This window comes from Sphingosinicella terrae, from assembly GCF_003347635.1.
Taxonomy (GTDB): Bacteria; Pseudomonadota; Alphaproteobacteria; order Sphingomonadales; family Sphingomonadaceae; genus Allosphingosinicella; species Allosphingosinicella terrae.
Map to the genome: position 1 here is coordinate 196,119 of NZ_QDFY01000002.1, position 16,663 is coordinate 212,781.

Sequence of the window (16,663 nt, forward strand, 5' to 3'; positions counted from 1 at the left end):
CCGATGGTCATCTGTGGAAATGGTCGCGGATGACGGCGGAAGCACTCAGGAACAGGATCGAGACACTCCGCGCGGCGATGCGGCCGCTCGAGCCTGACGGCGAGGCGCGGGCCGAGCTCGGGGAACGCGCGCTGCGCCACGCGCTCGACTATCTCGCCGGCGTGCCGGACGCTCCGGCGAACCGGCCATGGGCCGAGGTGTTCGCGCAGCGGCTCGATCCCGAATTTCCGGAGACGGGACGCGACGCGGAGTCGGTGCTCGATTATTTCGCGGCCTGCGTCGAACGGCCGGGCTTCGCCACCACCTCCCCGCGGTTCATGGCCTATGTCCCGGGCGGCGGGCTGTTCCATTCGGCGCTTGGCGATCTCCTCGCGGCGGTGTCGAACAAATATTCGGGCTTCGCCTCGGCCAGCCCCGGCGCCGTGCGGCTCGAGAATGCCGCCACCGCCTGGCTGGCGGAGGTCGTCGGCTATCCCGAAGGCGCCGCCGGCACGCTTACCTCGGGCGGCAGCCTCGCCAATCTCACGGCGATCGTGGCGGCGCGCGATGCCGCCGATGCCGAAGGCGGAGGGGCCGTCTATGCGACCCGCTTCGCCCATCACTGCCTCGACAAGGCGCTGCACATTGCCGGGCGGCGGGACGCACCGCTGCGCCGGATCGCCACCGATTCGCGCTGCCGGATGTCGGTCGAGGCCCTGGCGGCGGCGCTGGAGGCGGATGCGTCCGCCGGGATCCGCCCCTGGCTGGTGGTCGCCTCGGCTGGGACCGTCGATACCGGCGCCGTCGATCCGCTGGCGGAGATCGCCGCCTTGTGCCGGCGCTACGGCGCCTGGTTTCACGTCGACGGCGCCTATGGCGGACTGTTCGCGCTCTGTCCGGAGGGCCGGGAGAAGCTGAACGGCATCGAGCTTTCCGACAGCATCGCCCTCGATCCGCACAAGACCTTGTTCCTCCCCTACGGTACCGGCGCGGTGCTGGTCCGCGACGGCCGCCATCTGCTCGCCTCGTTCAGCGCGAGCGCCGATTACATCCGGCCGCTCGGCGAGAGCGAGGTCGGGCCTTCTCCGGCGGACCTGTCGCCGGAGCTGACCCGTCATTTCCGCGCGTTGCGGCTGTGGCTGCCGCTCCAGCTCGCCGGGGTGGCTGCCTTCCGCGCCGCCCAGGCCGAGAAGCTGGCGCTGGCGCGCTACCTGCACGCGCGCCTGTCGGAGATCCAGGGCTTCGATCCCGGTCCGCTGCCGGACCTGTCGATCGTCGCCTTCCGCTATCGTCCCCAGAGCGGCGATCCGGACGCCTTCAACGAGCGACTGCTTCGCCACGTGCAGGAAGAGGGGAGGGTGATGCTGAGCGGCACCCGCATCGACGGGCGCTTCACCCTGCGCTGCGCGATCCTGAGCTTCCGTACCCATATCGAGCATGTCGACGAGGTGATCGAGGCGCTGTTGCGCGGCATCGCGGCGCTGCAAGGCGGGGCCGACGCCTGAAGAATTTCAACGGCATGCTTTCCTTCGCCGAGACGCTCTTACGGAGTTTGTGCCGCCCGGGCTGAGCGTCACGCCTTGCCGGGGATGACCAGCCCGCGCTGCACGGCCGGACGGGCAAGGCCGCGCTCAAGCCAGGCTGAGACCCGCTCGTAGCCGTCGAATCCGACCAGCTCGCGGGCTTCGTAGAAGGTGATGAGGTTGCGGACCCAGCCGATCAGCGCGATGTCGGCGATCGTATAATCGCCCATCAGCCAGTCGCGCCCGTCGAGGCGTCCCTCGATCACGCCGAGAAGCCGTCGCGCCTCGGCCACGTAGCGCTCCAGCGGTCGCTTGTCCTCGATCTCACGGCCGGCGAACTTGTTGAAATAGCCGAGCTGGCCGAACATCGGGCCGACGCCGCCCATCTGGAACATGAGCCACTGGATCGTCTCCCAGCGCGCGCCGGCGTGACTGGGTATCAGCCGCCCGGTCTTCTCGGCGAGATAGAGCAGGATCGCGCCCGATTCGAACAGAGCGAGCGGCCGGCCCTCGGGACCGTCCGGGTCGATGATCGCCGGGATCTTGCCGTTGGGGTTGAGCGAGAGGAATTCGGGCGTCTTCTGATCGTCTTTCCCGAAGTCGACCAGATGCGCCTCGTAGGGAAGGCCCAGCTCCTCCAGCATGATCGAGACCTTCACGCCGTTGGGCGTGTTCAGCGAATAAAGCTGCAGGCGCTCTGGATGCCGTGCCGGCCACCGGCGCGTGATCGGGAAGGACGACAGCTCGATCATGCTCACTCTCCGCGGCTATCGCCCCCGAACGCCTCTCGGGGCCAGTTAGGCGGCCTTTGGCGGCCGACCGAACACGCGCTCGAAGATCGAATCGACGTGCTTGAGGTGATAATCGAGGTCGAAGCGCTCCTCGATTTCGCTCGTCTGGAGAAGCGCGGTCACGTCGGTATCGCCCTTGAGCAGGTCGAGCAGCGACAGCGCGCCGTCAGATTCCCAGACCTTCATCGCGTTGCGCTGAACCAGCCGATAGGCGTCCTCGCGGCTGGCGCCCGCCTGGGTGAGGGCGAGCAGCACGCGCTGCGAATGGACGAGTCCGCCCATCCGATCGAGGTTGCGGGCCATCCGCTCGGGGTAGACGAGCAATTTGTCGATGACGCCGGTCAGGCGCGCCAGGGCGAAGTCGAGCGTGATGGTCGCGTCGGGGCCGATATAGCGCTCGACCGAGGAATGGCTGATGTCGCGCTCGTGCCAGAGGGCGACATTCTCGAGCGCCGGCACGGCATAGGCACGCACCATCCGGGCCAGCCCGGTCAGATTCTCGGTGAGTACCGGATTGCGCTTGTGCGGCATGGCCGAGCTGCCCTTCTGGCCGGGCGAGAAATATTCCTCGGCCTCCAGTACCTCCGTGCGCTGGAGATGCCGGACTTCGGTCGCGAGCCGTTCGATGGACGAGGCGACGACCGCGAGCGTGGTGAAGAAATGGGCATGTCGATCGCGCGGGATCACCTGGGTCGAGATCGGCTCGACGGCGAGGCCGAGCTTCTCCGCGACATGGGCCTCAACCCGGGGGTCGATATTGGCGAAGGTGCCGACGGCTCCCGAAATCGCGCAGGTGGCGACATCGTCCAGCGCGCGCGCCAGCCGCTCCCGGTTCCGCTCGAACTCGGCATAAGCGAAAGCGAGCTTGAGGCCGAAGGTGACCGGCTCGGCATGGATGCCGTGGCTGCGGCCGATGGTCGGCGTCAGCTTGTGCTCGCGCGCGCGCCGTTCGATCACCACCAGCAGCGCGTCCAGGTCCTCGAGCAGGATCTCGGCCGCCTGCTTGAGCTGGACCGCGAGACACGTGTCGAGGACGTCCGAACTGGTCATGCCCTGGTGGAGGAAGCGCGCCTCCGGTCCCACCTGATCCGCAACCCAGGTCAGGAAGGCAATGACGTCGTGCTTCACCACTGCCTCGATCTCGTCGATGCGGGCGACGTCGATCGTCGGACCCGTCGACCACCAGTCCCACACCTTGCGCGCGGCATCCTTCGGCACGGTGCCGAGCTCTGCCATCGCGTCGAGCGCGTGCGCCTCGATCTCGAACCAGATGCGATATTTGTTTTCGGGCTCCCAGATGGCGGTCATCCGGGGACGGGCATAACGCGGGATCATGGCGGGAATTTATGGACGAGGAGCGGGCCGCGCAACCACACTTCCTCGCAGCCGCCGGTCGGGAAAGGAGGAAAATCACATCAGTCCCATCGCCCTCAGGCTGGAATGACCGTTGGCGCCGATGATGACATGGTCGTGGACGGCGATCCGCAGGTGCCGGCACGCTTCGACGAGGTCGCGGGTGAGGCGGATATCCTGCTGGCTCGGTGAAGGGTCGCCGCTGGGATGATTGTGGACGATGATGAGTGCGGTGGCCTGGCAGTCGAGCGCGCGCTTGACGACCTCGCGGATATGAACGGCCGATTCGTCGACCGACCCCTCCCACATCGCCTCGTCGCGGATGAGCATGTTCTTCGAGTTGAGGAACAGCACGCGCACCCGCTCGATCGGCTGGTGCGCCATGTCGGCGCGGAGATAGTCGAGCAGCGCCTGCCAGGAACCGAGCACCGGCCGATCCTTGAGCGGCGCCTTGAGCAGCCTCAGCGCAGAGGCCTGCGCCAGCTTCACCGCGGCGACGCTGGCATCGCCGAGGCCGGCCCGGCTCAGCGCGCTCGCTTCCGCGCAGAGGAGACGGCCGTAGCCGCCAAATTCCCGGATGAGCCGCTTGGCCAGCGGCTTGGTATCCTTGCGCGGGATCGCGAGGGCCAGCAGGGCCTCGACCAGCTCGTGATCGAGCAGCGCCTCGCTATCGCCGTCGATCAGGCGCTGGCGCAGCCGCTCCCGATGACCCTTGCCGTCTTCGGCCCGGCGCGCGGCCGGCTCGGCCGAAGCCGGTGCCGGCTCGACGAGGCGCAGATGAGGCACCCGGCGCCGGGACACGCCCGGATCAGCCTGATCCGCCTCGTCAGTGACGAGGAGGCTGCCGCGCAGGGCCTCGCGAAGCCCCAGCCCGTTTTGTTCCAGGTCGGCATCTGTCACGAACAGAGCAAGAACATATTTCGAGCCTCTTTTCAAGTCCGTTTGTTCCCACGGATGGCCGGCTTCCACCGGGCGCCGCCAGCGGCTAGGCCGGCAGGGTCGTGACGGCGGCGGAACGCCTCCGGCGGGAGCGGTTGCGCGGTGGTGTTCGTTGGGCTGAGGCGTGGAAGAGCAGGAACACGAGTCGATTGAGCCAAGGATGAGGCGTCGCCGCTGGAGGCTTGTGCTTGCCATCCTCCTGCTCCTGCTCCTCGCCGGCCTCCTCCTGCTGTGGTCGATGCGAGTGCGGCTCGCGTCCGGCTATATCGACCGCGAGCTGGCGCGACGCGGTGTCCAGGCGGCCTATGAGGTCAGACGCATCGGCTTCGGCACCCAGGTCCTCGAAAATCTCGTCATCGGCGATCCCCGCAATCCCGATGCGACCGCCCGCCGGGTCGAGGTGCAACTGGTCGTCGGTTTCACCGGGCCCGAGATCGGGCTGATCACGGCGCGGGGCGTCCGGATGAGGGGCCGGGTCGTCGATGGGCGCGTCAGCTTCGGCCAGATCGACCGGCTGCTTCCCCCGCCGAGCGGGCTTCCCTTCCGTCTCCCCGACCAGAGGGTCGACGTCGCCGACGCCGCGATCGCGCTCGACACACCGGCCGGAGCGGTGGCGCTGGGCCTCGAGGGACAGGGTAATCTCGCCGACGGCTTTCGCGGCCGCCTCGCCTTGGTTTCGCGCCGCCTCCAGCTCGGCAGCTGCCGTCTCGATGCACCGCGCGCCCACGTCGCCGTCGCCGTCGACGATCTTCGCCCCCGCTTCCGGGGTCCCGCCGCGCTGCAGGCGCTGGACTGCGGTACCGCCCTGCAGGTTGCGCGGCCGGTGCTCGCCCTAGACGCCACCTTCGCGCCGGCACTCGATTCCTGGCGGGGTGAGACCGCGTTGCGCGCATTGCGTCTCGACGCGGGTGGCCAGAGCCTTTCATCCCTCCAGGGCCGGGTCGGCTTTGCGGGCGACAGCGGAAGAACCCGCGGCACCCTCAGCCTGACGAGCGGCCGGGCTGAAATGGCGTCGTTCGGAGCGAACCAGGCGCGGCTCGAAGGCCGGTACGCGCTGTCGCTCGACCGCGGCGATCTCGCCCTCGCGGGCGACCTCCGCGCGGCCGGGCTCAGGGTCGCTGGAGGCGCGCTCTCCGGCGTTTCCGCCGCCTTGCGCGGGACGGAAGGCACCCCGGTCGCGCCGATCGGCGCGGCGCTCGCGGCGGCCGTCGACCGTGCCGGCCGCGGCGGCGCCGAGACCTCGGCGCGGCTCACCCTGGTCAACGGCCGCGGCTTCGGCGCGGTCCGGGTCGAGGATATGCGACTGGCAACGCGCAGCGGCGCCGCGCTGCGCACCATCGGAGGGCGCGGCCTGACCTATTACTGGCCAAGCGGTGCTATGCGGCTCGATGGCGAATTCGCCCTCTCCGGCGGCGGCTTTCCGGATGCCCGTTTCAGCCTTCGCCAGTCCGCCGCCGGCGCCCCTCTGGAAGGAATCGGCCGGATCGCTCCGATGCGGGCCGGCGATGCCCGGCTGGCGCTGGACGAGATCCGGTTCGCCGCGATGCCGGACGGGACCAGCCGCTTCGTCACTGCCCTGCAGCTCGACGGGCCGGTGGCGGGCGGGCGGGTGAGCGGCTTGACGGTGCCGCTGCGCGGCCGCTTCGGCCGTGGCGGTCTGGCGATCGGCGAAGGATGCGTCGCCGCCGGGTTCCGAACGCTCGAGATCGGCGCCCTCCGCCTCGGGCCGACCCGACTGCCGCTTTGCGCGACCGGTCCGGCCTTGCTCTGGCAGGACCGCGGCGGCGCTCTGCGCGGCGGCGCCGAATGGCGGACGGCGCGGCTGACGGGCCGGCTGGGCGAATCGCGGCTGGGCATTGCGGCCGATCGGCTGCGCATCGACCTTGACGGCTTCACGACCGGCACGCTCGCCATCCGCCTGGGGGAGGGCGAGGCGCAGAGCCGCCTCGATATCGGGCGCCTCGACGGCCGTTTCGCCAACGGCGGCGTCGGCGGCGCCTTTGCCGATCTTTCGGGGCAGATCGCCAACGTGCCGCTGCTGGTGGGGGAGGGCGCCGGCCGCTGGACCTTCGTCGCCGGCGATCTCGCGGTCGACGGGCGCCTGCAGGTCAAAGATGCGCAGGATCCGGCCCGATTCCACCCGCTCGTCGCCGAGGATTTCCGGCTAAGCCTCGCCGACAACCGCATCCATGCCTCGGGAGGCTTGCAGCATCCCGCCAGCGGCACCGGCGTCGCTTTGGCCACGATCGACCATGATCTGGGCAGCGGCGCCGGGACGGCTCTGCTCGACGTGCCCGGCCTCACCTTCACGCCATCATTCCAGCCCGAAGCGCTGACGCCGCTTACGATCGGCGTCGTCGCCCTCGTCGACGGGACCGTCACTGGCCAGGGACGGATCGAGTGGGATGCGCAGGCAAGCCGCTCGTCCGGCACCTTCTCGACGGCCGGGATGAACCTCGCCGCGCCCTTCGGTCCGGTAGAGGGGCTGACGACGTCGATCGCCTTCACCGATCTGCTCGGCCTGACCAGCGCGCCCGGACAGATTGCCGAGATGGATCGGATCCAGGCCGGAATCGACGTCTATGACGGCCGCGTCGCCTTCCAGCTCCTTCCCAATTACCACGTCCAGGTCGAGCAGGGACGCTGGCCGTTCGCCGGCGGCGAGCTGTTCCTCGATCCGACGCTGCTCGATTTCAGCCAGCCCTCGACCAAATATCTCACCTTCAGGGTGGACGGCATGGACGCCGCGATCTTCGTCCAGCAGATGGAGTTCAGCAATATTTCGGCGACCGGGACCTTCGACGGCGTCGTGCCGATGCGTTTCGACATACGCGGTGGGGAGATCGTCGACGGCCGCCTCGCGGCGCGGCCGGAGGGCGGAACGCTTTCCTATGTCGGCGAGCTCACCGACCGCGATCTTGGCGCCTATGGCGTGCTGGCCTTCAATGCGCTCAAGTCGCTTCGGTACAACCGCTTCGACATCCGTCTGAACGGTGCCCTGGACGGCGAGTTCATCACGATCATCGACCTGGACGGGATCGCCCGCGATCCAGAGCTCACCAGCTTGCCCTCGGGGGGCGGCATCCCGCAGCTCGTGGCCGGACGGGTCATCAACCAGCTTTCGCGGGTTCCCTTCGAATTCAATATCCGGATCGAGGGACAGTTCCGTTCCCTCATCGCCACCGCCCGCTCGTTCAGCGATCCGACGCCGCTGATCCAGCAGGTGCTGCCCGGTGCGCTTCGCGAGGGCGCGACGAGTGTTTCCGACGTTCAGGATGAAGAAAGCGAGCCTGTGCAATGACCGAGCCGAACTTGACGAGAGATGCCCGCAATGCGAGCCGGAGGTTGGGATGGATCGGAAAGACGCTGGCCTCGGCAGCGGCAGTGCCGTCGCTTGTGGGCTGCGTCCAGGTGACCGCCCCGGAACGGCCGATCGAGATCAATCTCAACATCAACATCCGTCAGGAGGTCGTCGTGCGGCTCCAGGAGGATGTTCGAGAGTTGATACAGCAAAATCCAGGAGTGTTCTGATGTCGCGCCGTATGAAACTGATGATCGCCGCCGGACTTGCCGTATCGGCTCTCGCCGGCGGCACTGCTTACGCCTACGTCATGCAGGACGCCGCGGCGCAGTTGCGCGCCGGCGGCCTCGTCGGCGAGCAGGCGGACGGCTATATGGGGCTGGTCGGCTCGGCCTCCGCCGACGTCCGCGCGCAGATGGATTCCGTCAATATCCAGCGCCGCGCCGCCTACACGCAGCTTGCCTCGCAGCGGGGCGCCACCATCGAGGAGGTCGCCGCCGCCACCGCCTGCCAGATCTTTCGCCAGCGCGTCGGCGCCGGCCAATATTATCGCCTGACCGACGGCGTCTGGCGCCGCCGCAACGGCAGCGAGCCCGTGCCGCTTCCCAGCCATTGCGGCTAATCTGCGCGAGCCCAGGCCGGCCCGCCTAGCCGCGTTCCCCGGCCAGGTGCGCCGCCGGCTCGAACGAGGGCCGAAACGCCGCTTCCATGGCGTCGAGATGCGTCATCTCGAGCGGGACCTCGACGACGTAGCTGCCTTCCACCCAGGGGCCGGCGACATAAGGCGCGAGCAGGATCTGCAGCGTCTCGAATCGGCCGTTGCGATCCTTGTCCGCGGGCGCGATCACCTGCTCCGCCAGCGGCGGGCAGGTGGTGAAGCCGTCCGAGGGATCCCGCCGCACCGGCTCGCCTCTCTTCTCCGACCGCAGGGCGTCGAGCGCCGCGCAATAAAGCGGCTCGATCCGCTCCATCGCCAAATCTCCGAGGAGGCCAGCCGGCTGCACGGCCACGCCACGAGGGCGGTCCCACAGGATAGCCGCCGTCTCGACGCTGCCGTGCGCGCCGCCGGTATAGGCGCTGGACTCGGTCACCAGGCTGAGTAGACGGGGCGTGAGACCGGCCAGTTCCCAGCGGCGTTCGTAGCTATGGGCGTTGAAGGGCAACTCGCTGCCTTGCCGGGCGCCTCGATCCTCCGCGGCCGAATCCCGAGCCTGGCGCAGAGCCGACTCCATTTCGGCGGCGAGCCGGCCGCGCAGCACCGGCTCCTGCTCGGCCGCGGCCGGCCAGCCGTAGGAAAAAGAGAGCAGGTCGCTTTCGTCGGTGCGGACGAAGTCCTGCGGACCGGCCAGGGCAGCCACTAGGGCGATGGTGGCGAGTGCGTGCATTCGAAGGAGAATAGCGTCCCGCTCGCTTATGCCAAGGCGAGCCGATGCTGCACTGCGGCAGCGTGTTGACTTGGCAGAGGCCCCTTCCTAAAGGAACCGCGCCTTGGCGGGATCGTTCGCCGGTATGTCCCCCCTGATGTGCGCCTCATCGGCTTGTTCCTCGGGAGAACGGCATGGCGGAGAACGAGCCCTGGCAGGACCCTCGGCTTCCGGAAGATGCGCGGCTGACATCGCTCGAAAAGCGATTGAAGCAGGCGCAACTCGAGGACGCGGCGCGGTCGGGAAGGAACGACAAGGCATCCCACAAGGGCCGGTCCCAGGGGATGCGCATCCTCTCCGATCTCGTCGGCATTCCGTTCGGCAGCGCCCTCATCGGCTGGCTGATCGACGGATGGCTGGGGACCCGGCCCTGGGTGATGCTGGCTTTGCTGTTCCTCGGGTTCGGCATTGCCGTCAGGAATGTGCTTTGGATTGCAAGACAGCGTCCTGAATAGGCGCTGCCAGACGACGAGGTTCTTCACGCGTGGCCGCAGAATCCACCATCGATCCGATGCACCAGTTCCAGATCGATTCCCTTGCGGGCGAGCTGGCTGGCAATCCGTTCGCCTTCACCAACAGCGCCTTGTGGATGCTGATCGTGCTCGGCTCGATCTACCTGTTCATGCTGGGCGGAATGAAGCGCGAGCTCGTTCCCGGCCGCTGGCAGGTCATGGTCGAGGGGCTTACCGGCTTCGTCACCTCGATGATCGACTCCAGCATCGGTCCGGAGGGGCGGAAATACCTGCCCTGGGTGTTCACGATCTTCATCTTCATCCTGTTCGCCAACCTCATGGGTCTGATGCCGTTCGGAGTCATTCCCGGCGTCCATCCCTTCACCGTGACGAGCCAGTTCACCATCACCGGCGTGATGGCGATCATCAGCTTCTCGATCGTCCTGATCGTCGGCTTCTGGCGCCACGGCTTCCACTTTTTCTCCCTGTTCGTCCCGCACGGCACGCCGAAGCTGCTGCTGCCTCTCATCTTCCTGATCGAGCTGCTCTCCTTCCTGGTGCGTCCGTTCAGCCTCGCGCTGCGGCTGTTCGTGGCGATGATCGCGGGCCACATCCTGATGAAGGTGTTCGCGAGCTTCATCGTCAGCGGGCTCAACGCCGAGGGCGCGACCGGCCCCGCCGTCGCCTTGCTCAGCTTCCTGTTCATCGCCGGGGTGAGCGCGCTCGAGCTGCTCGTCGCCGCGATCCAGGCCTATGTCTTCGCGCTGCTGACCTCGCTCTACATAAACGACGCGGTCAACCTGCACTGATCTTCGCAACCATCTGAATTTTCAAAAGGAGCATATCATGGACTTCGCATCTGCTCAGGTCATCGGCGCCGGCCTTGCCGCCATCGGTGTGGGCGCCGCCGCCGCCGGCGTCGGCAACGTCTTCGGCTCGTTCCTCCAGGGCGCGCTGCGCAACCCGGCCGCGGCCGACAGCCAGCAGGGTCGCCTGTTCATCGGCTTCGCGGCCGCCGAGTTGCTCGGCCTGATCGCGTTCGCCGTCGCGATGATCATCCTCTACGCCCGTTAAGAGCCGCCGGCGGGCTTCGGCCCGCCGACCGGGCATGAGCGAAGCTCCGGTTGCCGGCGCTTCGCACCGGTGATGCGGCAACAAAGGCTGGAAGGCCCGAAATGCCTCAGATCAATCAGCTCTCGGACGTCCTCTATTCGCAGCTCTTCTGGCTGCTGCTGACGCTTGCCATCATCTATTTCGGCATAGCCAAGGCGATGGTCCCGAAGATCCAGTCGACGGTCGACGCCCGGTCCGCCCGGATCACCGATGATCTCGCCGCGGCCGAGGCGGCCCGGCGCGGCGCGGACGCGACCGAGGAAGCCTATCGGGCGCGGATGGCGGAGAGCCGGACCGAGGCGCTGAAGGTGACCGGCGCGGCCAAGCAGGAGAGTGCCCGCGCCACGGAGGCGCGGGTCGCCGAGGCCGATTCCGTCACCCGCGAGAAGGTCGAGGCGGCGGAGGCGCGGCTGCGCGCCGCCACCGTGGCTGCGCTGGCCGATATCGAGAATGTCGCCGCCGAGGCGGCGCAGGAAATGGTCGCCAAGCTGGCCGGCGTGAATGTCGGCCGCGACGAAGCGGCCGGTGCAGTGAAGGCGGCAATGGCCGATGACTGAAGCCCATCCCCCCGTCAGCGACGCCGTGCCCCTGAACGGCGCGACTACCGATACCGAGGAGGGCCATGCCGCGCCCGGCCATGCCGAGATGATCGGCGCGACCGAGGATCATGGCGGCGGTCATGTCGAGCCGACCGCCTTCGGCTTCGACGCGAGCGGCTGGGTGTCGCTGGCGATGGTCGCCGTCTTCCTGCTGATGATCTGGAAGAAGGTGCCGGCCGCGATCGGCCGCGCCCTCGACAGGAAGATCGCCGGCATCCGGCAGCAGCTCGACGAGGCTGCCCAGCTTCGCGCGGAGGCCGAGGCGCTGCGTGCCGAATATGAAGCGAAGGCGGCGCAGGCCGACGCCGAGACCGCGACCATGATCGAGCGTGCGCGCGCCGAGGCCGAGGGCATCGTCCGCCAGGCCGAGAGCGATGCCGCCGCCCTGGTCGAGCGGCGCACCCGCATTGCCGAGGACAAGATCGCTGCCGCCGAGCGCACCGCGGTCGACGAGATCCGGGCGAAAGCCGCTGCGGCCGCGGCCGCCGCGGCCGAGCGGCTCATCCTTGAGCGCGTCGACGCCGCCGCCGACAAGGCGCTCGTCGATGCGACCATCGCCGAGCTGGGCCGCCGCTGATCCCGAGAAGAGCGGAACCGCCCGAAGCGGCTCCGCTCATCAGGCCGGCGTTCAGGCGTGCAGCCAGAAGGCGCTTTCGGCGAAGCGGGCGTCCTTCCACCAGTCGGGCGTGCTGCGTCCGTAGCGGAAGTTGACGGTGCCGGCCTGGCTTTGCAGCGGCATCGTCACCTTGCCGGCCCCATCCCGCTTGGCGGTCTCGGTCGCGGTCTCGGGCACCACCGCGACGATGTGGCCGGATCGGCCATCTTGCTTGCGCCGCGCCACGATCAGGCCGACACCGCCGCGATTGGCGTGATCCTGCAGCTCGCTCGGTGAGGCGGCGCGCCTCCATCCGAAATTCTGGCCGAAATCCCGCAGCCACCGGAACAGGTCGTTGGCGCGGACCTCGTCGACGGTGTTGCCGAGGCGGGCCGTGAGGCTTTCGCCGGCCGCGATCTTCAGCAGGGCCGGCTGGGTCCACCACACGCGCGGCAGGTAAGCGCCGGCCAACATGCAATAATCATGTGCGTAGATGTTGCAGAAGGTGAGACCGTCGCGCGGACGGTAGCGCTTGTGCGCGGGATTGTCCGTGGCCAGGAAAGCGATGATCTTCGCCAGCTCGTCGCGAAGGCCGGCCGGATCGACGGACGTGCGGCGCGGCATCGCCGGCTCGTTCAGCGCGTGCGCTCCCGCGATCGCGCTGCGTTTGGTGACCAGGCCGGCTGGATGAGCGAGGCTCGCTTCGGGGATCGTCGCTGCAGCGGCCGCCCTTGCGGCGATGCCCTCCAGCCTTGCGCCTTGCGCGCCCGAGATCGCCTTGAGGAATTTGGCCGAGGCGAAGCCGCGGAACCTCTTGCCGCCGAGCAGCGCCTCCACTTCGATGAATCCGTTGACGGGGGTGCCGGTGACGGACCGCACCATCAGGCCGTCCGGAAGCTCGGCCACCACATTCGCCTCGGGCGGCGTGCTGATCCTGGCGGCCGAGCGCAGCCGGAGCGCGTTGACGAGCGTGTCGACCTGGAAGAGGGGCCCGGTCGCCTGGAAGTCTTCCTGCGGCGGGACGTCGGTCCGGCCCGGCGTCGCCGGGACCGTGGCGGGGGCCCCCGGGGCCGCAACCGTCCTCGAAAGCGCCAGGAAATCGCGGATGAACTCGCCGTAGAACTTGCCGTTGTCCGAATGCCCCTGCTTGAGCCCGCGGCTGGGATCGAAGCGCCCGGTATTGTAGCAGATCGCCACCTTGCAGAATTCGAGGTCGGTGATCGCCGTCCGGTTCTGGAGGCCGAGCGTCTTCAGGCCGGTGCGCAGCTCGCCCAGCGCCCGCGCGAGCGACTTGTCGAAATCCTCATAGTCCCGGTTGAGGAAATAGGCCGGATTGGTGAGGAAGAACTGCAGGTCGTACTGGAAGACGCCGAAGCCGTGGGCGAACTTCCGCTTGTTGGTCTTCGCGAAGGCGTAGGCGGGCACGTGCTCCGCCATGGCGAGCAACGCCGCCCGTGCGATCTCGAACATCCGCTGGCCGTCCCGGACCGTCGGCGCGACCAGATCGTCCTTGGTTCGCGGAAAGGCGCGGCGGCCCTTGTCGGCATCGAGCGTGTCGCCGCAGCACAAGGCCGCGATCCGGTCCGGAGTCAGGTTCGGTTTGCGCCGCATCGTCCCCCAGAGCTCGCCCGTCTCCTGGCAGGCAATGGCGGTCAGCCTGTCGACGTCGAAGACGGTCCCCTGGACGGCCTGGGCGATGCGCGGGCCGAAATGGGTCTTGAACCAGAGGATATCGGCTGAATTGGCCATGGCAGATCGCTCCTCCGATGGGCGAATGCTGACCTGAGAATATATTGGATTCGAGAATTCCCCAAGGCGAGATATCGTACGCGACTTCGGCTTCTCTGCGTCAATAGCTCAGCATGACTCGCCGTGCGAGCGCCGGCGACAGGCTGTAAACCCTCCGCAGCCATTTCGTCGCGCCGACATTGGCCTCGTTGCAGTCCGCCTCGATCGCGGTGACGATCTCGCGCGCGCATTCGACGACGGGCATCTTGCGGTGAGAATTGCCCGCCGTCATCCGGGTCTCGACGACGGGCGGCAGCACTTCGAGGACGCGGACCCTCGATCCCGAGAGCTGCTTGCGCAGCGCCAGCGTGAAGCTGCGCAGCCCCGCCTTGGTCGCGCAATAGACCGGGCTGCCGGCACGTGGCGCGATGGCGAGGCCGGAGGTCACGTTGACGATCATCGCCTCGGGACGCGACCTGAGCATCGGCAGCAGTCGCGTCGTCAGATGGATGGGCGCGTTGAGGTTCAGGAAGAGGCAGCGGTCGACGGCGGCGAGATCGATCGGCGCCGAGACATCATAAGCCGCACCGGCTCCGGCGTTGTTGACGAGCAGGTCGATCGGCCGCTGGCCGATGGACTCGACGACGGCATCGACGCCCTCCAATGTCGCGAGATCGGCCGTCACGGCGTCGAGACCCTGCGTACCCGCCTCGGCGATCCGGGCCGGGTCGCGGCCCGCGACGATGACTTGCGCCCCCTTCTCCTTGAACCGGAGCGCGAGCGCCTTGCCGATGCCGTCGGTCCCGCCGGTGACGAGCGCAGTCTTGCCTTCGAGCTTCATGGCTGGCCCCTTCGACGACCCTAGTGGACTGAGCCAAGCGAATGCCTAAATCAATCCCGATGTCCGATCCCAACTCCCCCAGCCGCTTCAACGAGGACAAGGCGACCTATACGGTTCGCGGCGCCGATGCGCCCGATCTCGACGCCGGCATTGCCGCGATCCGCGCAGTGGTGAAGACCCTGCCGGTGAGGCCGGGCGTCTACCGCATGCTCGATAGCCGCGGCGATGTCCTCTATGTCGGCAAGGCGCGTGCGCTGAAGAACCGCGTCACTGCCTATACCCAGGTCCCCCGCCTGACCAAGCGGCTGCAGCGCATGGTGTCGCAGACCCGCGCGATGCAGATCGTCACGACCAACAGCGAGGCGGAGGCGCTGCTGCTCGAGGCGCAGCTGATCAAGCGTTACCGGCCGCCCTACAATGTCCTGCTGCGCGACGACAAAAGCTTCCCCTTCATCCTCTTGCGCGAGGACCATGATTTCCCTCGCGTCCAGCTCCACCGCGGCGCGCGGCGCTACAAGGGTCAATATTACGGCCCCTTCGCCAGCGCGGGCTCGGTTCGCGAGACTCTGAACGCGCTCCAGAAGCTGTTCCTGCTGAGGAGCTGCACCGACAGCTTCTTCTCGAACCGCTCGCGCCCCTGCCTGCTCTACCAGATCCGGCGCTGCTCGGCGCCCTGCGTCGGCCGGATCGACGAGGCGGGCTATGAGGAGCTGGTCCAGGACGCGAAGGACTTTCTCGGCGGGCGCTCGACCAAGGTCCAGCAGAAGCTCGGCCGTCAGATGAGCCAAGCGGCCGAAGCGATGGATTTCGAGCTGGCGGCGGTCTACCGCGACCGGCTGCGGGCGCTCACCTTCATCCAGGGAAGCCAGGCGATCCATGCCGAGAAGCTGGGAGACGCCGATCTATTCGCGCTCGCCTGCAAGGGCGGGACGATGTGCATCCAGGCCTTCTTCATCCGGGGCGGCCAGAATTGGGGCCATCGCAGCTTCTTTCCCGCCCATACCGCCGAGGTTCCGGAAGAGGAGGTGCTCGCCAGCTTCCTCGCCCAATTCTACGAGGAGGTGCCGCCGCCGCGGCTGGTGCTCCTCGACCGGAGGCTCGGCGAGGCGGCGCTTCTCGAGGAGGCCCTGTCCGAAAAGGCCGGCCGCCGGGTCGGGCTGAAGGCGCCGCAGCGGGGCGACCAGGCCCGCATGATCCGGCAGGCGAAGCGCAATGCCGAGGAGGAGCTCGATCGTCGTCTCGCCGAGACGTCGACCCAGGCGCGCAACCTGCGCGAGGTGGCCGAATTGTTCGAGCTGGCCGAGCCGCCGCAGCGGATCGAGGTCTATGACAACAGCCACGTCATGGGCACCAACGCGGTCGGCGCGATGATCGTCGCTGGTCCCGAGGGCTTTCGCAAGAACGCCTATCGCAAGTTCAACATCAGGCGGCCGGAGACGGCGCCAGGCGACGATTTCGCGATGATGCGCGAAGTGCTGAGCCGCCGCTTCGCCCGTCTCGAGAAGGAGGACCCCGACCGCAGCCGCGGCGAGTGGCCGGACCTGCTGCTCATCGACGGCGGCAAGGGACAGCTTTCGTCGGTCTGCGAGGTGCTCGAGGATGCCGGCGTCCACGACGTGCCGGTGGTCGGTGTCGCCAAGGGCCCGGATCGCAATGCCGGCCGCGAGATCTTCCATCTCCCGGGAGGGCGGGAGATCACGCTGTCGCCCAATGCGCCGGTGCTCTTCTATCTCCAGCGTCTCCGCGACGAGGCGCATCGCTTCGCGATCGGCGCCCATCGCCAGAAGAGGGCGAAGAGCATGGCGACGAGCTCGCTCGACGAGGTGCCCGGCATCGGCCCCGGGCGCAAGCGCGCCTTGCTGATGCATTTCGGCACGGCGCGGTCGGTGAAGGCGGCGGCGCTGGAAGATCTCGAGAAGGTGCCCGGAATCTCCCGCGCGACGGCACGCCAGGTCTATGACTTCTACCATCCGGCCGGGTGAAAGGTGCGGGAGCTCGTCTTGAGGCCGGATGCAGATGTCGCGT

16 protein-coding genes are annotated in these 16,663 nt (G+C 68.1%); 10 read left to right on the top strand and 6 right to left on the bottom strand.

From position 1 onward, the window contains the following. The first annotated feature begins 29 nt into the window (after positions 1-29). Positions 30-1,484 (top strand): pyridoxal phosphate-dependent decarboxylase family protein, encoded by a 1,455-nt coding sequence (locus DDE10_RS06390; protein ID WP_114951915.1) that lies wholly within the window; start codon positions 30-32, stop codon positions 1,482-1,484. 68 nt (positions 1,485-1,552) lie between these two features. On the opposite strand, the gene DDE10_RS06395 is transcribed toward DDE10_RS06390, so the two are convergent. From DDE10_RS06395 to radC, 3 genes are all read right to left on the bottom strand, one after another. Next, entirely contained in the window at positions 1,553-2,254 is a 702-nt protein-coding gene (locus tag DDE10_RS06395) for a glutathione S-transferase N-terminal domain-containing protein (protein ID WP_114951916.1), read from the bottom strand. A gap of 45 nt (positions 2,255-2,299) precedes the next feature. Then, the gene (purB, locus tag DDE10_RS06400) at positions 2,300-3,628 is read right to left on the bottom strand and encodes an adenylosuccinate lyase (protein WP_114951917.1); all 1,329 of its coding nucleotides are present in this window, start codon (positions 3,626-3,628) and stop codon (positions 2,300-2,302) included. Positions 3,629-3,703: 75 nt separating this feature from the next. Then, positions 3,704-4,423 carry a RadC family protein gene (radC, locus tag DDE10_RS23730; protein WP_432653718.1) on the bottom strand — a complete coding sequence of 240 codons (720 nt, stop codon included), beginning with the start codon at positions 4,421-4,423 and terminating at the stop codon, positions 3,704-3,706. A gap of 322 nt (positions 4,424-4,745) precedes the next feature. On the opposite strand from radC, the gene DDE10_RS06410 reads away from it, so the two are divergent. The 3 genes from DDE10_RS06410 to DDE10_RS06420 are packed head-to-tail and all read left to right on the top strand — an operon-like array spanning position 4,746 to position 8,508. Then, positions 4,746-7,886: an intermembrane phospholipid transport protein YdbH family protein gene (locus DDE10_RS06410; protein ID WP_284734482.1), complete on the top strand. Its 3,141-nt coding sequence runs from the start codon at positions 4,746-4,748 to the stop codon at positions 7,884-7,886. Next, the gene (locus DDE10_RS06415) at positions 7,883-8,116 is read left to right on the top strand and encodes a YnbE family lipoprotein (protein WP_114951920.1); all 234 of its coding nucleotides are present in this window, start codon (positions 7,883-7,885) and stop codon (positions 8,114-8,116) included. The genes DDE10_RS06410 and DDE10_RS06415 overlap by 4 nt, the downstream gene beginning before the upstream one ends. Continuing rightward, positions 8,116-8,508 carry a YdbL family probable chaperone protein gene (locus tag DDE10_RS06420; RefSeq protein ID WP_114951921.1) on the top strand — a complete coding sequence of 131 codons (393 nt, stop codon included), beginning with the start codon at positions 8,116-8,118 and terminating at the stop codon, positions 8,506-8,508. The genes DDE10_RS06415 and DDE10_RS06420 overlap by 1 nt, the downstream gene beginning before the upstream one ends. A 25-nt stretch (positions 8,509-8,533) precedes the next feature. Here the strand turns inward: DDE10_RS06420 and DDE10_RS06425 are convergent, their stop codons facing one another. Continuing rightward, positions 8,534-9,271, bottom strand: coding sequence for a DUF4163 domain-containing protein (locus tag DDE10_RS06425; RefSeq protein ID WP_114951922.1), 738 nt, complete (start codon positions 9,269-9,271; stop codon positions 8,534-8,536). A gap of 173 nt (positions 9,272-9,444) precedes the next feature. Between DDE10_RS06425 and DDE10_RS06430 the strand changes: the two genes are divergently transcribed. The 5 genes from DDE10_RS06430 to DDE10_RS06450 all read left to right on the top strand — a co-directional run bounded on the left by DDE10_RS06430 (position 9,445) and on the right by DDE10_RS06450 (position 12,051). Next, positions 9,445-9,765 (top strand): AtpZ/AtpI family protein, encoded by a 321-nt coding sequence (locus DDE10_RS06430; protein WP_114951923.1) that lies wholly within the window; start codon positions 9,445-9,447, stop codon positions 9,763-9,765. Between the two features lie 29 nt (positions 9,766-9,794). Beyond that, a complete protein-coding gene (locus DDE10_RS06435; RefSeq protein ID WP_114951924.1) occupies positions 9,795-10,571 on the top strand; it encodes a F0F1 ATP synthase subunit A in 777 nt (258 codons plus the stop codon). 37 nt (positions 10,572-10,608) lie between these two features. Further along, positions 10,609-10,836, top strand: a complete 228-nt coding sequence (locus DDE10_RS06440) for a F0F1 ATP synthase subunit C (RefSeq protein WP_114951925.1) — start codon at positions 10,609-10,611, stop codon at positions 10,834-10,836. A 101-nt stretch (positions 10,837-10,937) separates the two neighbouring features. Further along, positions 10,938-11,432, top strand: coding sequence for a F0F1 ATP synthase subunit B family protein (locus tag DDE10_RS06445; protein WP_114951926.1), 495 nt, complete (start codon positions 10,938-10,940; stop codon positions 11,430-11,432). Next, the gene (locus DDE10_RS06450) at positions 11,425-12,051 is read left to right on the top strand and encodes a F0F1 ATP synthase subunit B family protein (RefSeq protein ID WP_432653710.1); all 627 of its coding nucleotides are present in this window, start codon (positions 11,425-11,427) and stop codon (positions 12,049-12,051) included. The genes DDE10_RS06445 and DDE10_RS06450 overlap by 8 nt, the downstream gene beginning before the upstream one ends. Before the next feature lie 51 nt (positions 12,052-12,102). Here the strand turns inward: DDE10_RS06450 and DDE10_RS06455 are convergent, their stop codons facing one another. Next, on the bottom strand, positions 12,103-13,818 hold the full coding sequence (locus DDE10_RS06455; RefSeq protein WP_114951927.1) for a hypothetical protein: 1,716 nt from the start codon (positions 13,816-13,818) through the stop codon (positions 12,103-12,105). Positions 13,819-13,918: 100 nt separating this feature from the next. Further along, positions 13,919-14,638, bottom strand: coding sequence for an SDR family oxidoreductase (locus DDE10_RS06460; protein ID WP_114951928.1), 720 nt, complete (start codon positions 14,636-14,638; stop codon positions 13,919-13,921). Positions 14,639-14,697: 59 nt separating this feature from the next. Here DDE10_RS06460 and uvrC point away from each other — a divergent pair, with 59 nt between their 5' ends. Beyond that, a complete protein-coding gene (gene uvrC, locus DDE10_RS06465; RefSeq protein WP_114951929.1) occupies positions 14,698-16,620 on the top strand; it encodes an excinuclease ABC subunit UvrC in 1,923 nt (640 codons plus the stop codon). Positions 16,621-16,663 lie beyond the last annotated feature (43 nt).